This is a genomic window from Streptomyces sp. NBC_00829 (assembly GCF_045161795.1).
GTDB lineage: Bacteria > Actinomycetota > Actinomycetes > Streptomycetales > Streptomycetaceae > Streptomyces.
The window spans coordinates 6949410-6968955 of record NZ_CP108867.1; the positions used below are offsets into that span (position 1 = coordinate 6949410).

Here is a 19546-nt window from a genome sequence, read left to right on the forward strand (position 1 = left end):
ATCTATTGCGGCCTTCGCTTAGCATTGCTTACATGTTGAATCTGGAGCGCCTGCGGACCCTGGACGCACTCGCCCGCCACGGCTCGGTGAGCGGAGCCGCCGACGGACTGCATGTGACGACCTCGGCCGTCTCCCAGCAGATGGCGAAGCTGGAGCGGGAGGTGGGGCAGCAGCTGCTGGCGAAGAACGGACGCGGCGTGCGGCTCACCGACGCGGGCCGGCTGCTCGCCGACCACGCGGCACGCATCCTCTCCCAGGTCGAACTCGCCCAGTCCGACATCGAGGCCCAGCGGGGGCAGGTGGTCGGTGAGGTCAGGATCGGCGCGTTTCCCACGGCCGCCCGCGGGCTGTTCCCGGCCGCCGTGTCCGCGCTGCGCACCGGGCACCCCGATCTGCGCGTCCGGTCCAGTGAGCTGGAACCCGAGCTGGGCATCAGGGCGGTCATCAGGGGAGACCTGGACGTCGCGGTGGTGCTCGACTGGAGCAACAAGCGGCTGCCCGTGCCGGGCGGGCTCACCCAGGTCCATCTCCTCGACGACGCTCCCGATGTCGCCATGCCCGTGGACCACCCGCTCGCGGGCCGCTCCGAGGTGGATCTGGAGGAGTTCGCGGAAGACGAGTGGGTCTCCTGGCCGGAGGGTGAATTCTGCTACGAGTGGCTCGTGTTCACGCTGCGCTCGAAGGGCTTCGAACCGCGGATCGCCCATCTCGCGGGCGAGCACCACACGCAGCTTGCGCTGATCGCCGCCGGGCTGGGCGTCTGTGTCGCGCCCCGCCTCGGTCGCGGCCCGGTGCCGGAGGGTGTCGCGCTCGTGCCCGTACGGCAGCAGATGCGCCGCCATGTGTACGCGGTGTGGCGCTCGGACGCGGACCGTCGGCCCTCGATCAGGGCGGCGGTCGCGGCACTGCGCCGGGCGGCCGGATCGGAGGGCCCGGCCCTGTCAGAGGCCTGAGAGCTTCCGGAAGTCCCAGGAGGCGACCGCGTCGGGTGTCAGCCGCAGCCAGGCGTGCCTGCCGTCGTGCGGCATCTCGTCCAGCCCGAAGTTCTTCCGGGCGAACAGGGCCTCCACCGTGTCCAGCTCGGGGCACGGCTCGCCGGTGCGTGGTGCCTCGCCGACGAAGACGGCGCTGCCGGAGAGCTCGGCGCCGCGCAGTTCGCCGTACTCCTCGCCGTCGTCGATCACCACGGCGATCCGTGGGTCCGTGCGCAGCTCGGCCCAGCGGCGGCTGCGGGTGATGGAGTACAGCCACAGTGAGGTCCTGTCCCAGACGAACCACAGGGCACTGACGTGCGGGCGGCCGTCCGGGGAGACGGTGGCCACCCGGCAGGTCCGCTGCTCGGCCAGAAACGCGTCCAGTTCGCCGGGTGACATCATGATGCGACGGCCCCTGCGCTGTGTGACGGCCATGCGTGGCCCCCTCCTGGTAGCCCACCATGGATCTGACTGGGTGTCAGGGAATCATGGAGGCTCTTCCTTCATCGCGCAATGGCGGTTACTGTCGCGCGCCCGTCCCGATGCGTCCTGAACCCACAGGGGGAGCAGTGCCTTCCGTCGAACAGCTTGCGGAACAGCTCGACCCGGCGACCACCGTACTGCTCACCGTCGAGTGCCAGCAGGGTGTCGTCGGCCAGGACAGCGCCCTGCCCGAACTCGCCGCGCAGGCCAGGGCCTCCGGTGTGCTGCACCGGATCGCCCGACTGGTCGCCGCGGCCCATGAGAGCGGCGTGCAGGTCCTGCACGCGGTCGCCGAGCGGCGCCCGGACGGCCGGGGAGCCAATCACAACGCCCGGCTGTTCCACGCTGCTGCCAAGCTGCCCGTCCAGCAGCACACCGGCACGACGGCCGTCCGGATCGCACCGCCGATCGAGGTCGCCGACGAGGACCTCGTCGTCCGTCGGCTGCACGGCCTGTCGCCCCTCGCCGGCACGGACGTCGACGCGCTGCTGCGCAATCTCGGCTGCCGCACACTCGTCGTCACCGGAGTCTCGGCGAACGTCGCCATTCCCAACGCCGTCTTCGACGCGGTCAACCTCGGCTACACGGCGGTGGTGCCCCGGGACGCGATTGCGGGAGTGCCTGCCGACTACATCCCCGCGATGGTCCGCAACACTCTCGCTCTGGTCGCCACGATCACCTCCGCCGACGACGTGCTGTCCTGCTGGAAAGGGCCTAGGCGAGCTTGATCGATCCGCCGTCGACCGTGATCGATGCGGGAGCCAGCGGTGTGGTGGCCGGCCCCTTCTTCACACTGCCGTCGGAGGCGTCGAACTGGCTGCCGTGACAGGGGCAGTTGATCATGCCGTTGGCGATGTCCTTGACCGCGCAGCCCTGGTGGGTGCACTTGGACGAGAAGGCCTTGTACTCACCGGGCTTCGGCTGGGTGACGACCACATCGCCGATGACCTTGCCGCCGCCCTCGGGGATGTCCGCGACCTTGGCGATCTCCTTGCCTCCGCCTCCCCCTCCGCCCCCGGTTCCGGCGCCCGCTCCGCCGGTCGGCTTGTCGGACACCGACTGGCCCTTGTCGTCCGAGCTGCCGCACGCGGTCAGCGCGACGGCGAGACCGGCTCCGCCTGCCGCGGTGACGACCGTACGGCGTGTCATGTTCCGCGTCGGCCTCTGCGATCCGGTCATGCTGGCTCCTCTGCTTCCACGGTCCCTGGCCGGCCCGTTTGACCGGCCGGTTCTTGATGTTGTACGCGATCGTGGATCGGGGCGTTCATCTCCGTGCGGAATTCAAGGATTTCCTCAGAGAGCGGGTCATCTCAAAGCCCCCAGTACTGTGGGGCAATGCTTTCCGAAGTCACAGCGACCCGCTATGTCACGCCCTTGCGTGAAGGCGGCTCGCTCCCGGGCATCGTCGAGGCCGACGATCTCGGTACGTACGTCATGAAGTTCACCGGCGCCGGGCAGGGCCGCAAGACCCTGGTCGCCGAGGTCATCTGTGGCCGGCTCGGGCGCCGGCTCGGTCTGCGGGTGCCCGAGCTGGTCAACATTCAGCTCGACCCCGTCATCGGTCTCGGCGAGCCCGACCAGGAAGTGCAGGAGCTGCTGAAGGCAAGCGGCGGTCTGAACCTCGGAATGGATTTCCTGCCCGGGTCGCTCGGCTTCGATCCGTTGGCGTACGAAGTGGATGCGGCCGAGGCGGGCCGTGTCGTCTGGTTCGACGCGCTGATCAACAATGTCGACCGCTCCTGGCGCAACCCGAACATGCTGGTGTGGCACGGCGACCTGTGGCTCATCGACCACGGGGCCACCATGATCTGGCACCACAACTGGCCGGGCGCCGCCGCCTCCGCGGCCAAGCCCTACGACGCGTCCGATCACGCCCTCGCCCCCTTCGGCCCCGACATCGCGTCCGCCGCCTCGGAGCTCGCACCGCGGGTCACCGAGGAACTGCTGACCGACGTCGCCGCCGACGTGCCCGACGAGTGGCTGGTCGACGAGCCCGGGTTCGACTCCACGGACGCCCTGCGCCGCGCCTATGTGGAGGCGCTGCTGCCGCGGGCCGCGACGATCCATGAGCGGATCACACTGAGCGCACCGTCCAAGTCCCGGCCCTCGCAGGCGCCCGGCTGGCTGACCGGGCATGCGACCCCCTGGCCGCACCCGGCCAGGAGCACGAAGGGCGCGGCCGAGTGACCGAGCGCGATGTCTTCGAGTACGCGCTGCTGCGTGTGGTGCCGCGTGTCGAGCGCGGCGAGTGTTTCAACGCGGGCGTGGTGGTGTACTGCCGCGCCAAGTCCTTCGTGGCCGCTCGTACACACCTGGACGAGAACAGGCTCAAGGCGCTGGACCCGAACGCCGATGTGACGGGAGTACGCGCCGCCCTGCACGCGGTCGAGGGCGTCTGCCGGGGCGGCGAGGACGCGGGCCAGGCGTCCCGCGACGACGCGGGACGCCGCTTCCGCTGGCTGGTCGCACCCCGCTCGACCGTCGTCCAGCCCGGCCCGGTGCACACCGGTCTGACCTCAGATCCTGAGGCCGAGGTGGAGCGGCTGCTGACCCTCCTGGTGAGGTAGCCGGCCACCGAGTGGCGGGGCGCACCCGGTGCGGCGTTGACACCGAGTGCCAGTGCTTCTAGCGTCACCTCTGCTGAAGGTACTAAGCGGTCGCTCATCCGTGGGACGTGGGACGTACCGGGTGAGCCGCATCCAAGGGCGAGGAGAACCAGCATGTCCACCACCGAGCAGCGTGTCGCCGTTGTGACCGGGGCGGCGCGAGGCATTGGCGCCGCCACCGCGGTACGGCTGGCGGCCGAGGGCCGCGCCGTAGCCGTACTCGACCTCGACGAGGCGGCCTGCAAGGACACCGTCGAGAAGATCACCGCGGCCGGCGGGAAGGGCATCGCCGTGGGCTGCGACGTGTCCGACAGCGCCCAGGTGGAGGCCGCCGTCGCGCGCGTCGCCGCCGAGCTCGGCGCGCCGACCATCCTCGTCAACAACGCAGGCGTGCTCCGCGACAACCTGCTCTTCAAGATGAGCGAGTCCGACTGGGACACTGTGATGAACGTGCACCTCAAGGGCGCGTTCCTGATGGCCAAGGCCTGTCAGAAGCACATGGTCGACGCCGGCTTCGGCCGAATCGTCTCGCTCTCCTCCAGCTCGGCGCTCGGCAACCGCGGCCAGGCCAACTACTCCGCCGTCAAGGCGGGGCTCCAGGGCTTCACCAAGACCCTCGCCAAGGAGCTCGGCAAGTTCGGCATCACCGCCAACGCCGTCGCGCCCGGTTTCATCGTCACGGAGATGACGGCGCAGACCGCGGCCCGAGTCGGCATGGGCTTCGAGGAGTTCCAGGCCGCCGCCGCCACCCAGATCCCGGTTCAGCGCGTCGGCCACCCCGAGGACATCGCCAACGCCATCGCCTTCTTCACGGGTGACGCGGCCGGCTTCGTCTCCGGCCAGGTCATGTACGTGGCCGGCGGACCGCTGAACTGAATCGGGGGACGACGGACATGACCGCAGAGGTACAGGACAGCGGAAAGGTCGCGCTGGTCACCGGCGCGAGCCGCGGCATCGGATACGGCGTGGCCGAGGCGCTCGTCGCCCGCGGTGACCGGGTGTGCATCACCGGTCGCAACGAGGACTCCCTCAAGGAGGCCGTCGAGAAGCTCGGCGTCGACCGGGTGATCGCTGTCGCCGGCAAGGCGCACGACGAGGTCCACCAGGCGACGGCCGTCGAACGCACCATGGAGGCCTTCGGGCGCGTCGACTTCCTGGTGAACAACGCGGGCACGAACCCGGTCTACTCCCCGATGGCGGAGCTCGACCTCAATGTGGCGCGCAAGGTGTACGAGACCAATGTGATCTCGGCACTCGGGTTCGCCCAGCAGACGTGGCGGGCCTGGCAGAAGGAGAACGGCGGCGCGATCGTGAACATCGCGTCCGTCGCCGGCATCGCTCCGTCGCCCTTCATCGGTGCGTACGGCATGAGCAAGGCGGCCATGGTCAATCTGACCCTTCAGCTGGCGCACGAGTTCGCGCCGGGGGTCCGGGTCAACGCCATCGCGCCCGCGGTGGTCAAGACCAGATTTGCCCAGGCGCTGTACGAGGGCCGGGAGGCGGAAGCCGCCGCCGCCTATCCGCTGGGCAGACTCGGCGTGCCGGAGGACATCGGGGGCGCGGCCGCTTTCCTGACTTCCGGCCAATCGGACTGGATCACGGGGCAGACGCTCGTCGTCGACGGGGGTATCTTCCTCAATGCCGGGGTGCACTGAGCGGCCCTAGCGATTTGTTCCTGAATGAGTCAAGTGCCCTGCCGGGCGACACGGTTGTTCCGGCAGGGCGCTGCGGTATGGTCTGCCGTCCCATGGCTGAACGAGGAGCGTTCACGTGTTCTACCGGACCTGTCTGCAGGCCGCTGCAGCCCTGGCGTCCATGTCTCTGCTGGCCGGATGTGGTGTGTTCTCGGAGCGGACCGCCAATGACGAGCGGAAGATCTCGGTCGGTACGATGAGTGAGCCCACGACTCTCGACCCCGCCGCCGCTTACGACGGTTCATGGGAGTTGTTCCGAAATGTCTTCCAGACGTTGGTGAGTTTCCCGACCGGGAGCGCGACGCCTCAGCCCGACGCCGCGAAGTCCTGCCGGTTCGCGAACGCCGGGAACACGCTTTTCGAGTGCGAACTCCGTCCGGGGCTCAGCTTCTCGAACGGCGAGAAGCTGAACGCCGCGGCGGTCAAGCACTCCATCGACCGCATCCGGAAGATCGATGTGAAGAACGGTCCGAACGGACTGCTCGGCTCCCTCGCCAAGGTCGACACCGTCGGCGACCGTGTCGTCAAATTCAGCCTGAAGGCGCCGGACGCGACGTTCCCGTTCATCCTCGCCACCCCCGCCATGTCCATCGTGCCGCCCAAGCAGTATCCGGCGGACAAGCTCCGTGAGGACGGCGGACTGACCGGTTCGGGTCCCTATGTCCTGAGTTCGTTCAAGAAGGGCGACCGGTCGGAACTGGCGAAGAACTCCACGTACGTGGGGTTCGCCAGCATGAAGAACAACGCCGTCACGATCCGTTACTTCCAGGACTCCGACGTCATGACGGAGGCACTCAAGAAGAAGCAGATCGATGCCATCTACCGCGGTCTGACCGCGCCCGCGGTCATCGAGCTCCAGGAGAGGAGGCCGGAGGTCGAACACCTCCAGCTCGTCGAGACGGTCGGCGCCGACATCCGCTACCTGGTCTTCAACCCCAGGGACCCGATGACGAGCAAGCTCGCCGTACGCCGCGCCATAGCCCAGGTCGTCGACCGCGGAGCGCTCGTCGACAAGGTCTACAAGGGCACCGCGGAGCCGCTGTACTCGATGGTTCCCAAGGGCATCTCCAGCCACACCACGGAGTTCTTCGACAGGTACGGAGAGCCGAGTGTGGCCAAGGCGCGGCAGACCCTCAGGGGCGCCGGCATCACCAAGCCGGTGCCGCTGACCTTCTGGTACTCCTCGGACCGGTACGGCTCCGCCTCCACTCCCGAGTTCCGCGAGCTCAAGAGGCAGCTCGACGCCTCCGGCCTGTTCGAGATCACGGTGAAGGGCCTTCCCGAGAAGGACTTCCAGAAGGGCATCAAGTCCGGCCAGTACCCCGTCTTCGGCCGCGGCTGGTTCCCCGACTTCCCGGACCCGGACAACTTCATAGCGCCGTTCATGGGCACGAACAACGTGCTCAACACCCCGTACCTCAACCGCGAGATCAGCGACGATCTGCTGCCCGCCTCCCGGCGTGAGAGCAACCGCGGCGCGGTCAGCACGCAGTTCGAGCGGGCCCAGGAGATCCTCGGCAACGACGTGCCGCTGCTGCCGCTGTGGCAGGGCAAGCTCTATGTCGCCGCCAGCGAGGAGATCGGCGGCGGTGAGCGCGCCCTCGACCCGCAGACGGTCATGCAGATGTGGGAACTGTACCGGAAGGCCAGCTGGTAGCCGCACCCTCGGGCCGGCCGCCCCCGTTGTCAGTGGGCGCCGGTAGGTTCGTCGACAACTGACCACACAACGGAGGTTGTTGACGTGACCGACACCGACATGCTGCCCGAGTCCTGGCGCGGCGTCCTCGGCGATGAGCTCCAGAAGCCGTACTTCAAGGAGCTCACCGAGTTCGTCGAGGAGGAGCGGGCGAAGGGGCCGGTCTATCCGCCGCGCGAGGAGGTCTTCGCCGCGCTCGACGCGACTCCGTACGACCGGGTGAAGGTCCTCATCCTCGGCCAGGACCCGTACCACGGGGAGGGACAGGGGCACGGCCTCTGCTTCTCCGTGCGGCCGGGCGTCAAGACCCCTCCCTCCCTGCGGAACATCTACAAGGAGATGCAGACGGAGCTCGGCCACCCCGTTCCGGACAACGGCTATCTGATGCCCTGGGCCGAGCAGGGGGTCCTGCTGCTCAACGCGGTGCTGACGGTGCGGGCCGGCGAGGCCAACTCCCACAAGGGCAAGGGGTGGGAGAAGGTGACGGACGCCGTGATCAGCGCCGTGGCCTCGCGGCCCGACCCCGCGGTCTTCGTCCTGTGGGGCAACTACGCCCAGAAGAAGCTGCCTCTGATCGACGAGAGCCGGCATGTCGTGGTGAAGGGCGCCCACCCCTCGCCGCTGTCCGCGAAGAAGTTCTTCGGCTCCCGGCCGTTCACGCAGATCAACGAGGCGGTGGCGGCCCAGGGGCACGAGCCCGTCGACTGGCGGATCCCGGACCTCGGCTGAGCGTTCGCGCACCCGGCTGACAGGCTCGGGCCCCGCGCCCGAGCCTCGCCTGCATCGCCGGTGGCGGCGGCTAGCGTCGTGATCCGTGGATCGTCGGAAGTCGCCGCGATCGCCGCACGGATGTGGGAGGCCGCAGTGATGGAGCAGCAGGAGGCGTCGGAGGACGCCGTCATGACCCGGATCGGGCAAGCCGTCATGCTGCTGCACGGCGGGGACCGCGAGGAAGCGAGAAATCGTTTCGGCGCGCTCTGGTCGGAGATCGGCGAGGCCGGTGATCCGCTCCACCGCTGCACTCTGGCCCACTATATGGCCGATACCCAGGACGAACCCGGCGACGAGCTCATCTGGGACCTGCGGGCGCTGGCCGCGGTGGAGGGGCTGAGCGACGATCGGCTCGCCCGTCATGAGGCGGCGCTCGCCGTTCGCGCCTTCTACCCCTCGCTCCACCTCAATCTCGCCGCCGACTATGTGAAGCTTCAGCGCCCCGGGGCCGCGCGGATCCACCTCGACCGGGCGCGCGCGGCGACGGTTGCCCTGGGGGACGACGGATACGGAAACGGCGTCCGCGCCGCGATCGATCGGCTGGAGGGGCGGCTGCTCGGCGAGTGAGCTCAAGGCCCCTTTCCACTCCGGTTTCAATGTCGCCTTCCACGCCGGTAGGCCTCCCGGCAGATCCGGGCCTCGGGACTTCCGGGCCGCCAGCGGCCGTACTGCTCGGCCAGCGCGCAGACGTCCGGCGGGACGGCCGGGACCACCGGGACGGGCGGGAGCTGCCCTGTGGACGGCTCTCGGCCCCGTTCCGGCCTCACCGGCCGTGCCTTCGGTCTCTGCCGCCGTCCGTCGCCCGCTGCGGGCGTTGACGCGGGAGTGGTCTCATCGGCCGCGGTGGCGCCCAGGGCCTCACGAGCCGGACTCTGGACGATCCGCGGCTCCACGACCCCAGCCTGGCGACCGCTGGGCGCAGGAGGCGCGGGCGGCGGTTCGACGGCGACGCAGCCGCAGACGGCCCATGCGGTCATGCCCAGCAGGAGCTTCGCGGAGATTTTCGTTCGCTGCACCCGCGCAACTCTGGTGTGCTCGGGGGTTCGTTCACCGCCGTACCGGCCACAATGGCCCGCACGGGTGACCCCGGTCCGCGCCGCTGCCCGTCACCCGGTCGTGGCCTCCCCACCTCCCAAGACCTCAGGGCTGTCCCGCAATTCCCGCCGGGCGCCCGACGCCGGCTACGGCGCCTCGCCGCGTTGTCGGGCTCATCCGCATACGCCCAGGAGGAGCACGGCCCTCCGCCGTGCGATGCTCCGCATCTGACGCCGTGCGCCGACCCGCCGACGATGACGGGACAGCCCTTAGTCGCCCGTGGCTCCGTCGATCCGCTCGCGGACGAGGTCGGCGTGGCCGTTGTGGCGCGCGTATTCCTCGATCATGTGCGTGAGGATCCACCGCAGACTGAACGTCACCCCGCCGCCGTGCTCGCCCTTGCCGATGTCGTCCAGACCATGCGCCGCGGCCAGCTCACGGGCCCGGACGATCTCCGCCTGCCAGGCGGCGTACGCCTCGGCATAGGTGTCCTTCTCGGTGGGGTGGAAGTCCCCGTCCCCGTCCTCGTCCTCGTCGGAGTAGAGGTACCCGGCGTTCTCGCCGGCCAGCGTGTTGCGGAACCAGCCCCGCTCGACCTCCGTCATGTGCCGTACGAGTCCGAGCAGTGAGATCTCGGACGGCGGTACGGACCGCTCCCTCAGCTGCTCGTCGTCGAGGCCCGCGCACTTCAGCTCCAGGGTCCGGCGGTGATATTCCAGCCAGCCCTCCAGCATCTCCCGCTCGCTCGCGGTGCCGGACGGTTCGGTGCGCTCAGATGTTGTCATGGCGATCATCCTGAACGACGGATCTTGATGCCGCCAGGGTTTATCGGCCGAGCATGCCGCGCAGCCGCTCGGCGAAGCCGGAGCGCCGCTTCGCGCGCGTGGGGACGGCCGCGTGGTACGACCCGGCCGCACAGGAGAGAGCATCGGCCCTTCGCACCAGGCGACCAGGGACATTGCGCGTCGTCGTCGCTCCGGTCCCCTGAGGACGTTCGACGGCATCGCCGGCCGGCGTCCGGCGCAGCGCACGTATGCTGCCGGAGCACACGACTGACGGACAGCACAACAGGCACAGCGCCAAGGGAGGCCTCTGTGAAGGTCGGCTGCATCGGGCTCGGGGACATTGCGCGGAAGGCATATCTGCCCGTCCTCACCACCCTGCCGGGGGTCGAACTCCATCTGCAGACCCGCACCCCCGCCACGCTCTCGCGGATCGCCGACACCCATCACATCCCCGTCGCACAGCGCCACACCGACCTCGACTCGCTGCTCGCCCAGGGTCTCGATGCCGCTTTCGTGCATGCCCCGACCTCCGTGCACGCCGAGATCGTCACCCGCCTCCTGGAGGCGGGCGTCGCGACGTACGTCGACAAGCCGCTCGCCTACGACCTGGCCGACTCCCAGCGTCTGGTCGCCCTCGGCGACGCCCGCGGCACGAGCCTCGCGGTCGGTTTCAACCGCCGCCTCGCGCCCGGCTACGCCCAGTGCGTCGAGCACCCCCGCGAGCTGATCCTGATGCAGAAGAACCGTGTCGGACTCGCCGAGGACCCGCGCACCCTCGTACTCGACGACTTCATCCACGTCGTCGACACGCTCCGCTTCCTTGTCCCCGGACCGGTCGACCACACCGACGTGCGCGCCCGGATCGTCGGCGGTCTGATGCACCATGTCGTGCTCCAGCTGTCCGGCGACGGCTTCACCGCCATCGGGACGATGAACCGCATGAGCGGCTCCGCCGAGGAGATCCTCGAAGTGTCGGGCCAGGACACCAAGCGCGAGGTACGCAATCTCGCCGAGATCGTCGACCACAAGGGGCAGCCGAGCGTCCGGCGGCGCGGGGACTGGGTACCGGTCGCCCGCCAGCGCGGCATCGAGCAGTCGGTGCTCGGTTTCGTCGACGCGGTCCGCGCGGGGAAGTTCCTCAGCGCACAGGACGCACTGCGGACTCATGAGCTGTGCGAACAGGTGGTACTGCGAGCCCTGGAGCAGGCCGCCTGAACGAGCGCGCGCCACGGGCGGCACAGAGCGCGGCGAGGACGGCGAGCGCCGCGTACACCGGCCAGTCGCCGAACCTGACGTACAGGGTGGTGCCGCGGGCCAGCGGGACGTCGTAGACGGCGGAGGTGCTGCTGTCCGTGGACAGCAGGCCGCCGACCCGGGTCCCGCCCGCCCCGTACACCGCGCTGACGCCGGTGAGCGTGGCATGGACCATGGGCCGGCCGCTTTCGGCGGCCCGCAGCGCCGCCAGCGAGGCGTGCTGCTCGGGTGCCCAGCTCCCCTGGAACGACGAGGTCGACGACTGGGCGATCAGCAGTTGGGCACCGTCCCGGGTCAGCCGCCTGCTCATGTCGGGGAACGCGGACTCGAAGCAGACCAGCGGGCCGATCCGCAGACCGTCCGCCTTCTCGCCGGGCAGCGCCATCACCACCGGACGGCTGCCGCGCAGCCGGTCCTCGCCCGCCGCCTTGCCCACCGAGGTCGCCCAGCCCAGCAGCCCGCGGGCCGGTATGTACTCGCCGAAGGGGACCAGCCGCATCTTGTCGTAGCTGTCCCCGGTGGGACCCTGCGGTCCTACGAGGACCGAGCTCTTGTAGATCCCGGTCCGGCCCGACGGGTCCTCCCGCCGGGCGTCGACATTGACCAGCACCTCGGCGCCCAGGGAGCGCGAGAGCACCGCGAGCCGGGCCGCCAGGTCGGGGCGCTCGCGCAGATCGGCGCCGACGCTGCTCTCGCCCCAGACCACCAGGTCGATGTCCTGACCCGCCAGTTCGCGGGTGAGCTCCTCGCTGCGGGCGAAGCGGCGCTCGGCGCTGCCCATGCCGTCGACGACCCCCGGCTGCACGATGGCGATACGGGACCGGCCCGCCTGCTCGGGCTGCGGAAGCCAGATCCAGACGGCCGTCGTGGTCAGTACGCAGACGAGCCCGCCGCCCACCGCGGCCGTACGGGCGCGCGGCACGGCCACCAGCACGGTGACCGCGGTGTTCACCGTCAGCACCAGCAGGCTCACCAGCCACACACCACCCAGAGAGGCGAGTCGCAGTGCCGGCGCGACCTCCCACTGGCTCGCTCCGAGCAGCCCCCAGGGCCCGCCCAGGCCCTGCCAGGACCTGGCCAGCTCGATCATCAGCCAGCCCGAGGGCACCACCGCGAGCGACGCGGCGGCCCTGGCGGGCGACGGCGTCCCGGACAGCGACGACCACACCAGCCATCCCCAGGGCGCCCACATCAGTCCCAGCAGCGCTGCGAGAACCACGAGAAACACATGCAGGCTCGGTATCAGCCAGTGATGCATGGCGACCATGAAGCCGAGGCCCCCGAGCCAGCCCTCGACCGCCGCCCGGCGGCCCGTCGGCGCGGTCCGCACCAGCAGCATCCACGGGACCAGCGCGACGTACGCGAACCACCACAGCGACGGCTCGGGAAACGCGAGCGCCACAAGCGCGCCGGCCGCCACCGCGGCGACGGCACGTCCGCGCGGGTGTGCCGCGAGCTTCCGTGCCCGGACCCATGCGGTCCGGCCGACCGGAATCCGCATACCGCGCCTCCTCGTCCCGCCTCGTGGTGACCGCGTGCGGTGTCCCTACAGTGTGCGCGCGCGGAGCCCGCACCGACAGCGTGAGCATTCCCCCGCGGATTCCCGGTTAAGGGTTCCGCCGCCATTTCTCGTGGATCACCACGGTGTCCAGCCGCCAGCCCGCGTCCGTACGCGACAGGCTGAAGGTGTACCGGCCGCCGGAGACGAAGTCGTCCCCCGTCTCCAGCCTCATCGGGTTCACATAGTCGGCCTGCACCTCGGCGCGGTCGCCCGGATAGCCGCCCAGGTCCTGGATCTGCAGCCGCCGGTTGACGATGAGGTGCTGGCGTACGGGAAAGAGCCGCATCGTCTCGGCCATCCACTCGGCGACCTCGGCGGCCGGGCCCTCGATCCCTCCCGAGCTCCGGTAGTCCGCGCGCCCCTCGTGCGCGAACAGCGCCCGGTACGCTCCCCAGTCGGCATCGTCCACGGCCACCGCGTAACTGGTGACCAATTCGTCGATGGCCAGCCGGTCCATCACCGTCGCGAGATCCACGCGCTGCGTCATCGGGTCAGTTTCGGGCAGTGAGCGTCCCAGGCCAAGAGCTGCGCACGCCCGTCACCCGCTCTTCACCCGGACTTGGTCAGCAAACGGTCGATCTCCGCCAGTTCTGTGTCCGAGAAGGCGGGCGCTCGCAGTGCGCCGGGATTCTTCTCCAGCCGACGGACACCGCTCGCACCCACGAGCACGGAGGTCACGCGGCCGTCCCGCAGCAGCCGGGCGATCGCCGTCTGCGCGAGTGTCCGGCCTCGTTCCGGCGCCAGTACGTCCAGTGCGCGCAGCAGTTCCAGGCTCCCGGGCCAGCACGTCGCGCATCTCGTTTGCCCGCCTTCGTGGCGAGGAACAACTCGTCGCGGTACGGCCGGAAGTCGGCGCGATAGTGCACGCCGAAGTTCGCCTCCGCGGTCCCGAAGGGGGTGCCGTAGTTGTTCGCCAGGTCGATGTGCGTCACACCGAGGTCGAACGCCCGGCGCAGTACGGCCCGTTGGGCCTCCAGCGCACTCGTGCCGCCGAAGTTGTGCCACAGGCCGAGAGAGCTCCGGCAGCCGGACGCCGCTGTTCCCGCAGCGCCGGTAACGCATGCCGGCATACCGGTTCTCATCGGCGACATGACGCATCCGCACCGCTCCTTCCGCCGCCGCACTCCATGGCCCGGCAGACGGCTGACCTTGCGTGTCACCCGCCATACTGCCCCCATGCGCATCGACTACGACCCAGCCCAGTGCGACCGCGACACCTTCTACCGGCTGCTGACCGCCACCGTCGTCCCCAGGCCCATCGCCTGGGTCTCCACCACATCGGCCGAAGGAATCGACAACCTCGCGCCGCACTCCTTCTTCACGATCTCGTGCGTGTCACCGCCCGTCGTGCAGTTCACCTCGGTCGGCCGCAAGGACTCGCTGCGCAACATCGAGGACACCGGCGCCTTCGTGGTCAACTTCGCGCCCGAGCCGCTCTTCGAGCAGATCAACGCGACGGCCACCGACTTTCCGCGGGGCATCGGCGAGTTCGACGCGGTGGGCATCGCCCGTGAGGCCAGCGTGCGGGTGAAGCCGCCGCGAGTCGCCGCGTCACCGGTGGCCCTGGAGTGCGAACTGCACAGCACCGTCCGGCTCGGCGACTCGACGGTCGTCTTCGGCCGGGTCGTCCATGCCGCGATCAGCCAGGAAGTGATGACGGACGGGCACCCCGAGGTGACGAAGCTGGCGCCGCTCACCCGGCTCGGCAAGGACGAATGGGGCACGCTCGGCGGTGTACGGGAGATCTCCCGCATCCCGTACGCGCAGTGGCAGGACGGCGCGGACGGTCTCGGGCGCTGACATAGGGCCTTTCGCCGTCACGGCACCGCGCGAAAGGCCCGACCAGGGCCCGCGTCAGCGCTTGACGGCCCGCAGGACCACGAACTTCGGGTCGCTCGCGACGACTTCGCAGTTCCCGAAGAGCCGACGGAGCCGCACGTGGTAGCCGAGGTGCCGGTTGCCGACGACCCACAGCTCGCCCCCGGCCCGCAGCGCGCGGCGCGCCCCGCCGAACATCCGGCGGGCCGCCGTGTCGGTCGTCGCCCGGTGGGAGTGGAACGGCGGATTGTTCAGCACCAGGTCGACCGACTCGTCCGGAACATCGGACAGCCCGTCGCCCACCAGAAACTCCGCCTTCGCGTCGGAGGTGACGTTCTCCCGATAGGTGGCCTCGGCCGAGGCCACCGCTGAGAACGACTCGTCGATGAACATCACCGAGGCCTGAGGGTTCGCGAGCGCGGCGGCCGTGCCGACCACGCCGTTGCCGCAGCCGAGGTCGACCACGCGCTCCGGTCCGTGGCGCTCCGGCAGGCTGCGCAGAAAGAACCGGGTGCCGATGTCGAGGCGCTCGGCGCAGAAGATGCCCGCGTGGTTGGTGACGGTACGGCCGGCGAGTACGCCCACATCGGCGGGCAGCGTATAGCGCAGGGGCCAGGGGCTTGAGGCACGGGTCGGCTGCGAGGACGGCGTGCAGAAGATCAGCCGCGCCTTCTTCACCGCCAGCGAGGTCCTGGTCGGTCCGAGGATCCGTTCGAAGAGCTTCAACGTGGAGGTGTGGATCTCGCTGACCATCCCCGCCGCCACGACGACCGTGTCCGCGTGCACGCAGGGCGCGAGGCGGTGCAGCTGGTCCTCCAGCAGCGCCAGGCTCTTGGGTACCCGTACCAGCAGGACGTCGATGCGCTCCGGCGGCACGTCCCGGACCGAGAGCAGCTCCACCGCGTCCGCCTCGACCCCGTTGCGCGCCAGATTCGCCCGGGTCGCCTCCTGACCGAGGAAGGAGTCGGTGATCTGCACGGGCCGGTGCGCGGCGAGCGACGTGGTCAGCGCGCCCCACCGGTCGCCGACGACGACCACCGTGCCGTTCAGATCCGTGGCCGCCGCTCCGTCGATCCCCCCGAGCTGCCTCAGGAAGTACTCGTCGGCGGCATCCCAGGCGCGGAGCGTTTCGCGCGGGTCCTCGGGAAAGCGGGCGAGGTCGATGGCGCCCCATGACGTGGTCAAACGGTTCATTGTGCGCTCAGGCTAGCCGAGCGCGGGAGCGGGCCGGGGCTCCCCGGCCGCCGACAAGGGGCTCAGGCCACGTGCTCGACGTCCACGAGCGCGGCCGCGGCCCACTCCACCACCAGTGCCTCGTACTCCGGACGCCGGTCGTCGGGCAGCTCTCCGTCAGCCCACAGCTCACGGATCCGGGCATTGAGCTCGGCGGCGGACAACGAGGTTTCTGACTCGCTGGGCAAGGGGGACATGGAGACAGGCTAAGGCCTCGGTACGACAGCCGTCTGCCCCGCGACGGCGGGCGTCACCCGGCCGACTCACCCGCATGCGGGCTCAGCGCATCCGTCCCGACCAGGATGAACAGCAGAATTCCCAGCAGGATGCGGTAGATCACGAACGGCATGAAGCTCTTCGTAGTGATGAACTTCATGAACCATGCGATGACCGCGTAGCCCACGGCGAACGCGATGATCGTCGCGAAGATGGTCTGCGGCCACTCCACATGACCGCCCTCAGTCGCGTCCTTGAGCTCGAACACGCCGCTCGCCAGCACGGCCGGGATGGCGAGCAGGAAGGAGTAGCGGGCCGCCGCCTCACGCGTGTAGCCCATCAGCAGGCCGCCGCTGATGGTCGCTCCCGAGCGGGAGACGCCCGGGATCAGGGCCATCGCCTGGCACGCGCCGTAGATCAGACCGTCCCTGACACCCAGTTCCTTGAGCGACTTGCGCTCCTTGATGGCGCGGTGCTTGCCGCCCTTCTCGTCGCGGGCCGCCAGACGGTCGGCGATGCCGAGGACGATGCCCATCACGATCAGCGTCGTGGCGATGAGCCGCAGATCACGGAAGGGGCCCTCGATCTGGTCCTTGAACGTGACGCCCAGCACACCGATCGGGATCGAGCCAACGATGACGAGCCAGCCCATCTGGGCGTCGTGGTCGCTGCGCATCGCCTTGTTAGTGAGGGAGCGGCCCCAGGCGGAGACGATCCGGACGATGTCCTTGCGGAAGTAGATGAGGACGGCGGTCTCGGTGCCGATCTGGGTGATCGCGGTGAACGCGGCGCCCGGGTCGTTCCAGCCGGCGAACGCGGCGGTGAGCCGCAGATGCGCGCTGGAGGAGATCGGAAGGAACTCGGTCAGCCCCTGGACGAGCCCGAGGATGAATGATTCGAACCAAGACATCGAAAACTACGCCACCCAAGAAGTGATCACGGTCTGACGGCGCGTAGCGTCCTGATCATGCGCCAGTTGTCAGGCAGCGTAGCGTCCCCGGATGGCGGGGTCTGCCGCAGCCCCTGCCTGGCCCGGCAGGCATGCGTCGCCTCCCTGCCGGGCCCTGTCGGCAGGGAGGCCCGGAGCTGATCTAGCGCCCCGCCCGGCGGCTTCACGCCGAGATCCCCCGTCCGACGCCGGAGCGCCGCCCACGCCGTGAACCCGGCGGGGCGGCGGCCGGGCTCAACTCGCTCCCGCTCCCTTCTGGGTGGGCACGGCCGCGCCGTCGACGGCGTACTGCGCCGCCTGGATCCCGTACAGATCGCGGAACACCTTCGGGCCCTCGGACTCGTCGGACAGCAGGTCGGCGAAGCTTCCGCTCTCCACGACCCGTCCGCGCTCCAGGACATGGATCACATCGGCCGCCCTGACCGAGCCGAGCCGGTGCGTGATGAGAATGACGGTCTGCCCCGCGTCGGCGAGACGCCGGATCTGTTCGAACAGCTGCTGTTCCGCCTTCGCGTCCAGCGCCGATGTCGGTTCATCGACAATGAGGATCTGCCCGGCCCGGTAGTGCGCGCGGGCGAGACCGAGGCGCTGCCACTCGCCGCCGGAGAGCTGATGCCCGCCCTTGTACCCGCGGGCCAGGAGGGTCTGCCATCCGCGCGGCATCTCCTCGATCAGCTCGTCCGCGCCCGCGTACCGGGCCGCACATTCGAGCCGTTCCCGGCTCAGCGGCTCTTCGGGGCGTCCGATGCCGATGTTGACCTCGGCGGTGAAGGGCCAGCGGTAGAAGTCCTGGCCGACGACGGCGACGCGCGAGACGAGCTCCTGCCGGTCGGCCTCCGCGGCGTCGACACCGTCCCACAGAATGCGGCCCGAGTCGGGGCGGTACAGCCCGCACAACAGTTTGACCAGCGTGGTCTTTCCGCTGCCGTTCTCGCCGACCAGCGCAACGATCTTGCCGGTGGGGATGGTCAGACTCGCGCCGTCCAGCGCCCGCTTGTTGTCCTTGCCCTGGTAGGTGAAGACGACGTTCTCGAAGGTGATGCGGGCGGGTGCGGCGGGCAGCGGCAGCCCACCGACGGGGATGGCCCGCCCGGCGGCCTCCTCGCACAACCGGTGCAGGTCCCCGACGAACAGGCTCTCCTCGTGCATGGCGTTGATCTGCATCACCAGGCTCTCCAGGCTGCTGGACCCACTGCGGATGGCAAGAACGGCCGTGCCGCCGACCGAGAGCGCCATGGCCCCGGTCCACAGCAGCCCGCCGAGCGTGGCGTACGCGGCGGCCGTCGCGAGTCCCGTCCAGCCGGCGGCGAACAGTCCCGTACGGGCGGCCAGTCGCGCGAGCCTGCGCTGCTCCGCCTCCTGGGACTGGGACATGGCCCTGAAGTGGTGGAGCAGGAAGGGGCCGACGTTGTGGACACGGATCTCGGGGGCGGCCTCCGTGGAGATCAGCAGCCGGCTGATCAGCTGACCGGCCCGTGAATGCTGCACCCAGGCATGGAAGGAGACGTACCGCCGCCGCGCCACGGTCAGCGCGGCCCAGGCGCTGGGCAGGGTCATCGCCACAAGCAGCGGAAGCAGCACGGGATGCAGCACGGCGAGTACGCCCGCCGCGGCCACCAGCGACAGCATGGCGTTGATGACGTTGGTGCAGAACTTCACCATGCGACGGGCCGAACCCGCCCCGTAGGAGGCGCTGTCGAGGAGTTTGTGGAACTCCTCGTCCTCGACCGCCTCCAGCTCCACCCGGGCGGTGTGCGCCAGATACCGCTCGGTGGCCACCCGTTCGACCTTCGGCTCCAACTGCCCGGTGCCGGCGGTCGACCGGGCCCGCAGCACCGCGCCGGCGAGGGCCGTCGCACCGGCCACGGCCAGCGCGGGCGCGGCATCGGTGAGCCGCTCGGCGGTGCTGCCGCTTCCGAGGAGGTGGGCGAGGACCCGGTTGACGGCGATGAGACCGACCGCCTGGCTCACACCCCGGCCGATCTCGGCGAACGCGACCGTCCGCAGCGCCCCTTTGTCCGCCTCCCAGGCCAACTGGACGGTGGTGGCGACCAGATGGGGCAGCCGGGTCACCATGGACCGCAGATTCAACTCCAGGAAGGCCTCTTCGTGCTTGTTCCAGCCCATGTCGTAGCGCAGTGGGCCCCCGAAGAGCAGCTGCTCGGACTCGGACGGCAGGCCGACGCCGGAGTGCGGGCCGGTCTCGGAGGGCTCGGACGCGGAGTCCTGGCCGGTCTCGGAGGGCTGCCCGGCATGGGGGGTCTCGTGGGTACGGGGCTTGCGCTTGGCCATGGGCGCTCCTGTCACGGACGGGCGGACGCACCGTCGAACACAGGATGAACGCGCTGCGCGGCAGCGGCGACGGCGCGTCCTCCGGGTCGACGTGGATGCGGACTGATGGTCGGAAAACGCGCCCGATTGCCGCCCCGTCACGGGGAACGAGGGGCTAATTCTCGTACGGAAGTTCGGTG

General features: G+C 69.8%; 22 protein-coding genes and 1 pseudogene. 11 read left to right on the forward strand and 12 right to left on the reverse strand.

Going from position 1 to position 19546, the window contains the following annotated elements; genetic code table 11:
- Positions 1–32 precede the first annotated feature (32 nt).
- Entirely contained in the window at positions 33–953 is a 921-nt protein-coding gene (locus tag OG293_RS31100) for a LysR family transcriptional regulator (RefSeq protein ID WP_406002086.1), read from the forward strand.
- Here OG293_RS31100 and OG293_RS31105 read toward each other — a convergent pair.
- Positions 942–1409, reverse strand: coding sequence for a pyridoxamine 5'-phosphate oxidase family protein (locus OG293_RS31105; RefSeq protein WP_406002087.1), 468 nt, complete (start codon positions 1407–1409; stop codon positions 942–944). The two genes, OG293_RS31100 and OG293_RS31105, sit on opposite strands and share 12 nt — an antisense overlap.
- A 107-nt stretch (positions 1410–1516) precedes the next feature.
- Here OG293_RS31105 and OG293_RS31110 point away from each other — a divergent pair, with 107 nt between their 5' ends.
- Positions 1517–2185 (forward strand): cysteine hydrolase, encoded by a 669-nt coding sequence (locus OG293_RS31110; protein ID WP_406002088.1) that lies wholly within the window; start codon positions 1517–1519, stop codon positions 2183–2185.
- On the opposite strand, the gene OG293_RS31115 is transcribed toward OG293_RS31110, so the two are convergent.
- Positions 2172–2636 (reverse strand): Rieske (2Fe-2S) protein, encoded by a 465-nt coding sequence (locus OG293_RS31115; protein ID WP_406002089.1) that lies wholly within the window; start codon positions 2634–2636, stop codon positions 2172–2174. The two genes, OG293_RS31110 and OG293_RS31115, sit on opposite strands and share 14 nt — an antisense overlap.
- A 156-nt stretch (positions 2637–2792) precedes the next feature.
- On the opposite strand from OG293_RS31115, the gene OG293_RS31120 reads away from it, so the two are divergent.
- From OG293_RS31120 to OG293_RS31150, 7 genes are all read left to right on the forward strand, one after another.
- Positions 2793–3644, forward strand: a complete 852-nt coding sequence (locus OG293_RS31120; RefSeq protein ID WP_406002090.1) for a HipA family kinase — start codon at positions 2793–2795, stop codon at positions 3642–3644.
- Complete coding sequence (locus OG293_RS31125) at positions 3641–4024, forward strand: DUF3037 domain-containing protein (RefSeq protein WP_406002091.1); 384 nt, start codon at positions 3641–3643, stop codon at positions 4022–4024. Before OG293_RS31120 ends, OG293_RS31125 begins: the two co-directional genes overlap by 4 nt.
- 153 nt (positions 4025–4177) lie before the next feature.
- Positions 4178–4939, forward strand: a complete 762-nt coding sequence (fabG, locus tag OG293_RS31130) for a 3-oxoacyl-ACP reductase FabG (RefSeq protein WP_406002092.1) — start codon at positions 4178–4180, stop codon at positions 4937–4939.
- A gap of 17 nt (positions 4940–4956) precedes the next feature.
- Positions 4957–5718: an SDR family oxidoreductase gene (locus OG293_RS31135; protein WP_406002093.1), complete on the forward strand. Its 762-nt coding sequence runs from the start codon at positions 4957–4959 to the stop codon at positions 5716–5718.
- 115 nt (positions 5719–5833) lie between these two features.
- On the forward strand, positions 5834–7414 hold the full coding sequence (locus tag OG293_RS31140; RefSeq protein ID WP_406002094.1) for an ABC transporter substrate-binding protein: 1581 nt from the start codon (positions 5834–5836) through the stop codon (positions 7412–7414).
- 84 nt (positions 7415–7498) lie between these two features.
- Positions 7499–8182: a uracil-DNA glycosylase gene (locus OG293_RS31145; RefSeq protein WP_406002095.1), complete on the forward strand. Its 684-nt coding sequence runs from the start codon at positions 7499–7501 to the stop codon at positions 8180–8182.
- Positions 8183–8317: 135 nt separating this feature from the next.
- Positions 8318–8791: a hypothetical protein gene (locus OG293_RS31150; protein WP_406003769.1), complete on the forward strand. Its 474-nt coding sequence runs from the start codon at positions 8318–8320 to the stop codon at positions 8789–8791.
- Between the two features lie 26 nt (positions 8792–8817).
- Here the strand turns inward: OG293_RS31150 and OG293_RS31155 are convergent, their stop codons facing one another.
- On the reverse strand, positions 8818–9240 hold the full coding sequence (locus OG293_RS31155; protein WP_406002096.1) for a hypothetical protein: 423 nt from the start codon (positions 9238–9240) through the stop codon (positions 8818–8820).
- Positions 9241–9528: 288 nt separating this feature from the next.
- Positions 9529–10053 carry a DinB family protein gene (locus tag OG293_RS31160; protein ID WP_406002097.1) on the reverse strand — a complete coding sequence of 175 codons (525 nt, stop codon included), beginning with the start codon at positions 10051–10053 and terminating at the stop codon, positions 9529–9531.
- 300 nt (positions 10054–10353) lie between these two features.
- Between OG293_RS31160 and OG293_RS31165 the strand changes: the two genes are divergently transcribed.
- The gene (locus OG293_RS31165) at positions 10354–11259 is read left to right on the forward strand and encodes a Gfo/Idh/MocA family protein (RefSeq protein ID WP_406002098.1); all 906 of its coding nucleotides are present in this window, start codon (positions 10354–10356) and stop codon (positions 11257–11259) included.
- On the opposite strand, the gene lnt is transcribed toward OG293_RS31165, so the two are convergent.
- The 4 genes and pseudogenes from lnt to OG293_RS31185 all read right to left on the reverse strand — a co-directional run.
- On the reverse strand, positions 11183–12799 hold the full coding sequence (lnt, locus tag OG293_RS31170) for an apolipoprotein N-acyltransferase (RefSeq protein ID WP_406002099.1): 1617 nt from the start codon (positions 12797–12799) through the stop codon (positions 11183–11185). The genes OG293_RS31165 and lnt overlap by 77 nt on opposite strands.
- Positions 12800–12905: 106 nt before the next feature.
- A complete protein-coding gene (locus tag OG293_RS31175) occupies positions 12906–13346 on the reverse strand; it encodes a nuclear transport factor 2 family protein (RefSeq protein WP_406002100.1) in 441 nt (146 codons plus the stop codon).
- A 62-nt stretch (positions 13347–13408) separates the two neighbouring features.
- A complete protein-coding gene (locus OG293_RS31180; protein ID WP_406003770.1) occupies positions 13409–13630 on the reverse strand; it encodes an aldo/keto reductase in 222 nt (73 codons plus the stop codon).
- Between the two features lie 32 nt (positions 13631–13662).
- Positions 13663–13921, reverse strand: a pseudogene (locus OG293_RS31185) (aldo/keto reductase); the annotation flags it as partial.
- 114 nt (positions 13922–14035) lie between these two features.
- On the opposite strand from OG293_RS31185, the gene OG293_RS31190 reads away from it, so the two are divergent.
- The gene (locus tag OG293_RS31190; protein ID WP_406003771.1) at positions 14036–14659 is read left to right on the forward strand and encodes a flavin reductase family protein; all 624 of its coding nucleotides are present in this window, start codon (positions 14036–14038) and stop codon (positions 14657–14659) included.
- A 54-nt stretch (positions 14660–14713) separates the two neighbouring features.
- Here OG293_RS31190 and OG293_RS31195 read toward each other — a convergent pair whose 3' ends face one another.
- The 4 genes from OG293_RS31195 to OG293_RS31210 all read right to left on the reverse strand — a co-directional run bounded on the left by OG293_RS31195 (position 14714) and on the right by OG293_RS31210 (position 19202).
- Positions 14714–15871, reverse strand: coding sequence for a methyltransferase (locus OG293_RS31195; protein WP_406002101.1), 1158 nt, complete (start codon positions 15869–15871; stop codon positions 14714–14716).
- 62 nt (positions 15872–15933) lie between these two features.
- Entirely contained in the window at positions 15934–16107 is a 174-nt protein-coding gene (locus OG293_RS31200) for a hypothetical protein (RefSeq protein ID WP_406002102.1), read from the reverse strand.
- A gap of 53 nt (positions 16108–16160) precedes the next feature.
- On the reverse strand, positions 16161–17036 hold the full coding sequence (locus OG293_RS31205) for an undecaprenyl-diphosphate phosphatase (RefSeq protein WP_406002103.1): 876 nt from the start codon (positions 17034–17036) through the stop codon (positions 16161–16163).
- Between the two features lie 273 nt (positions 17037–17309).
- Positions 17310–19202, reverse strand: coding sequence for an ABC transporter ATP-binding protein (locus OG293_RS31210; protein WP_406003772.1), 1893 nt, complete (start codon positions 19200–19202; stop codon positions 17310–17312).
- Between the last annotated feature and the right edge of the window lie 344 nt (positions 19203–19546).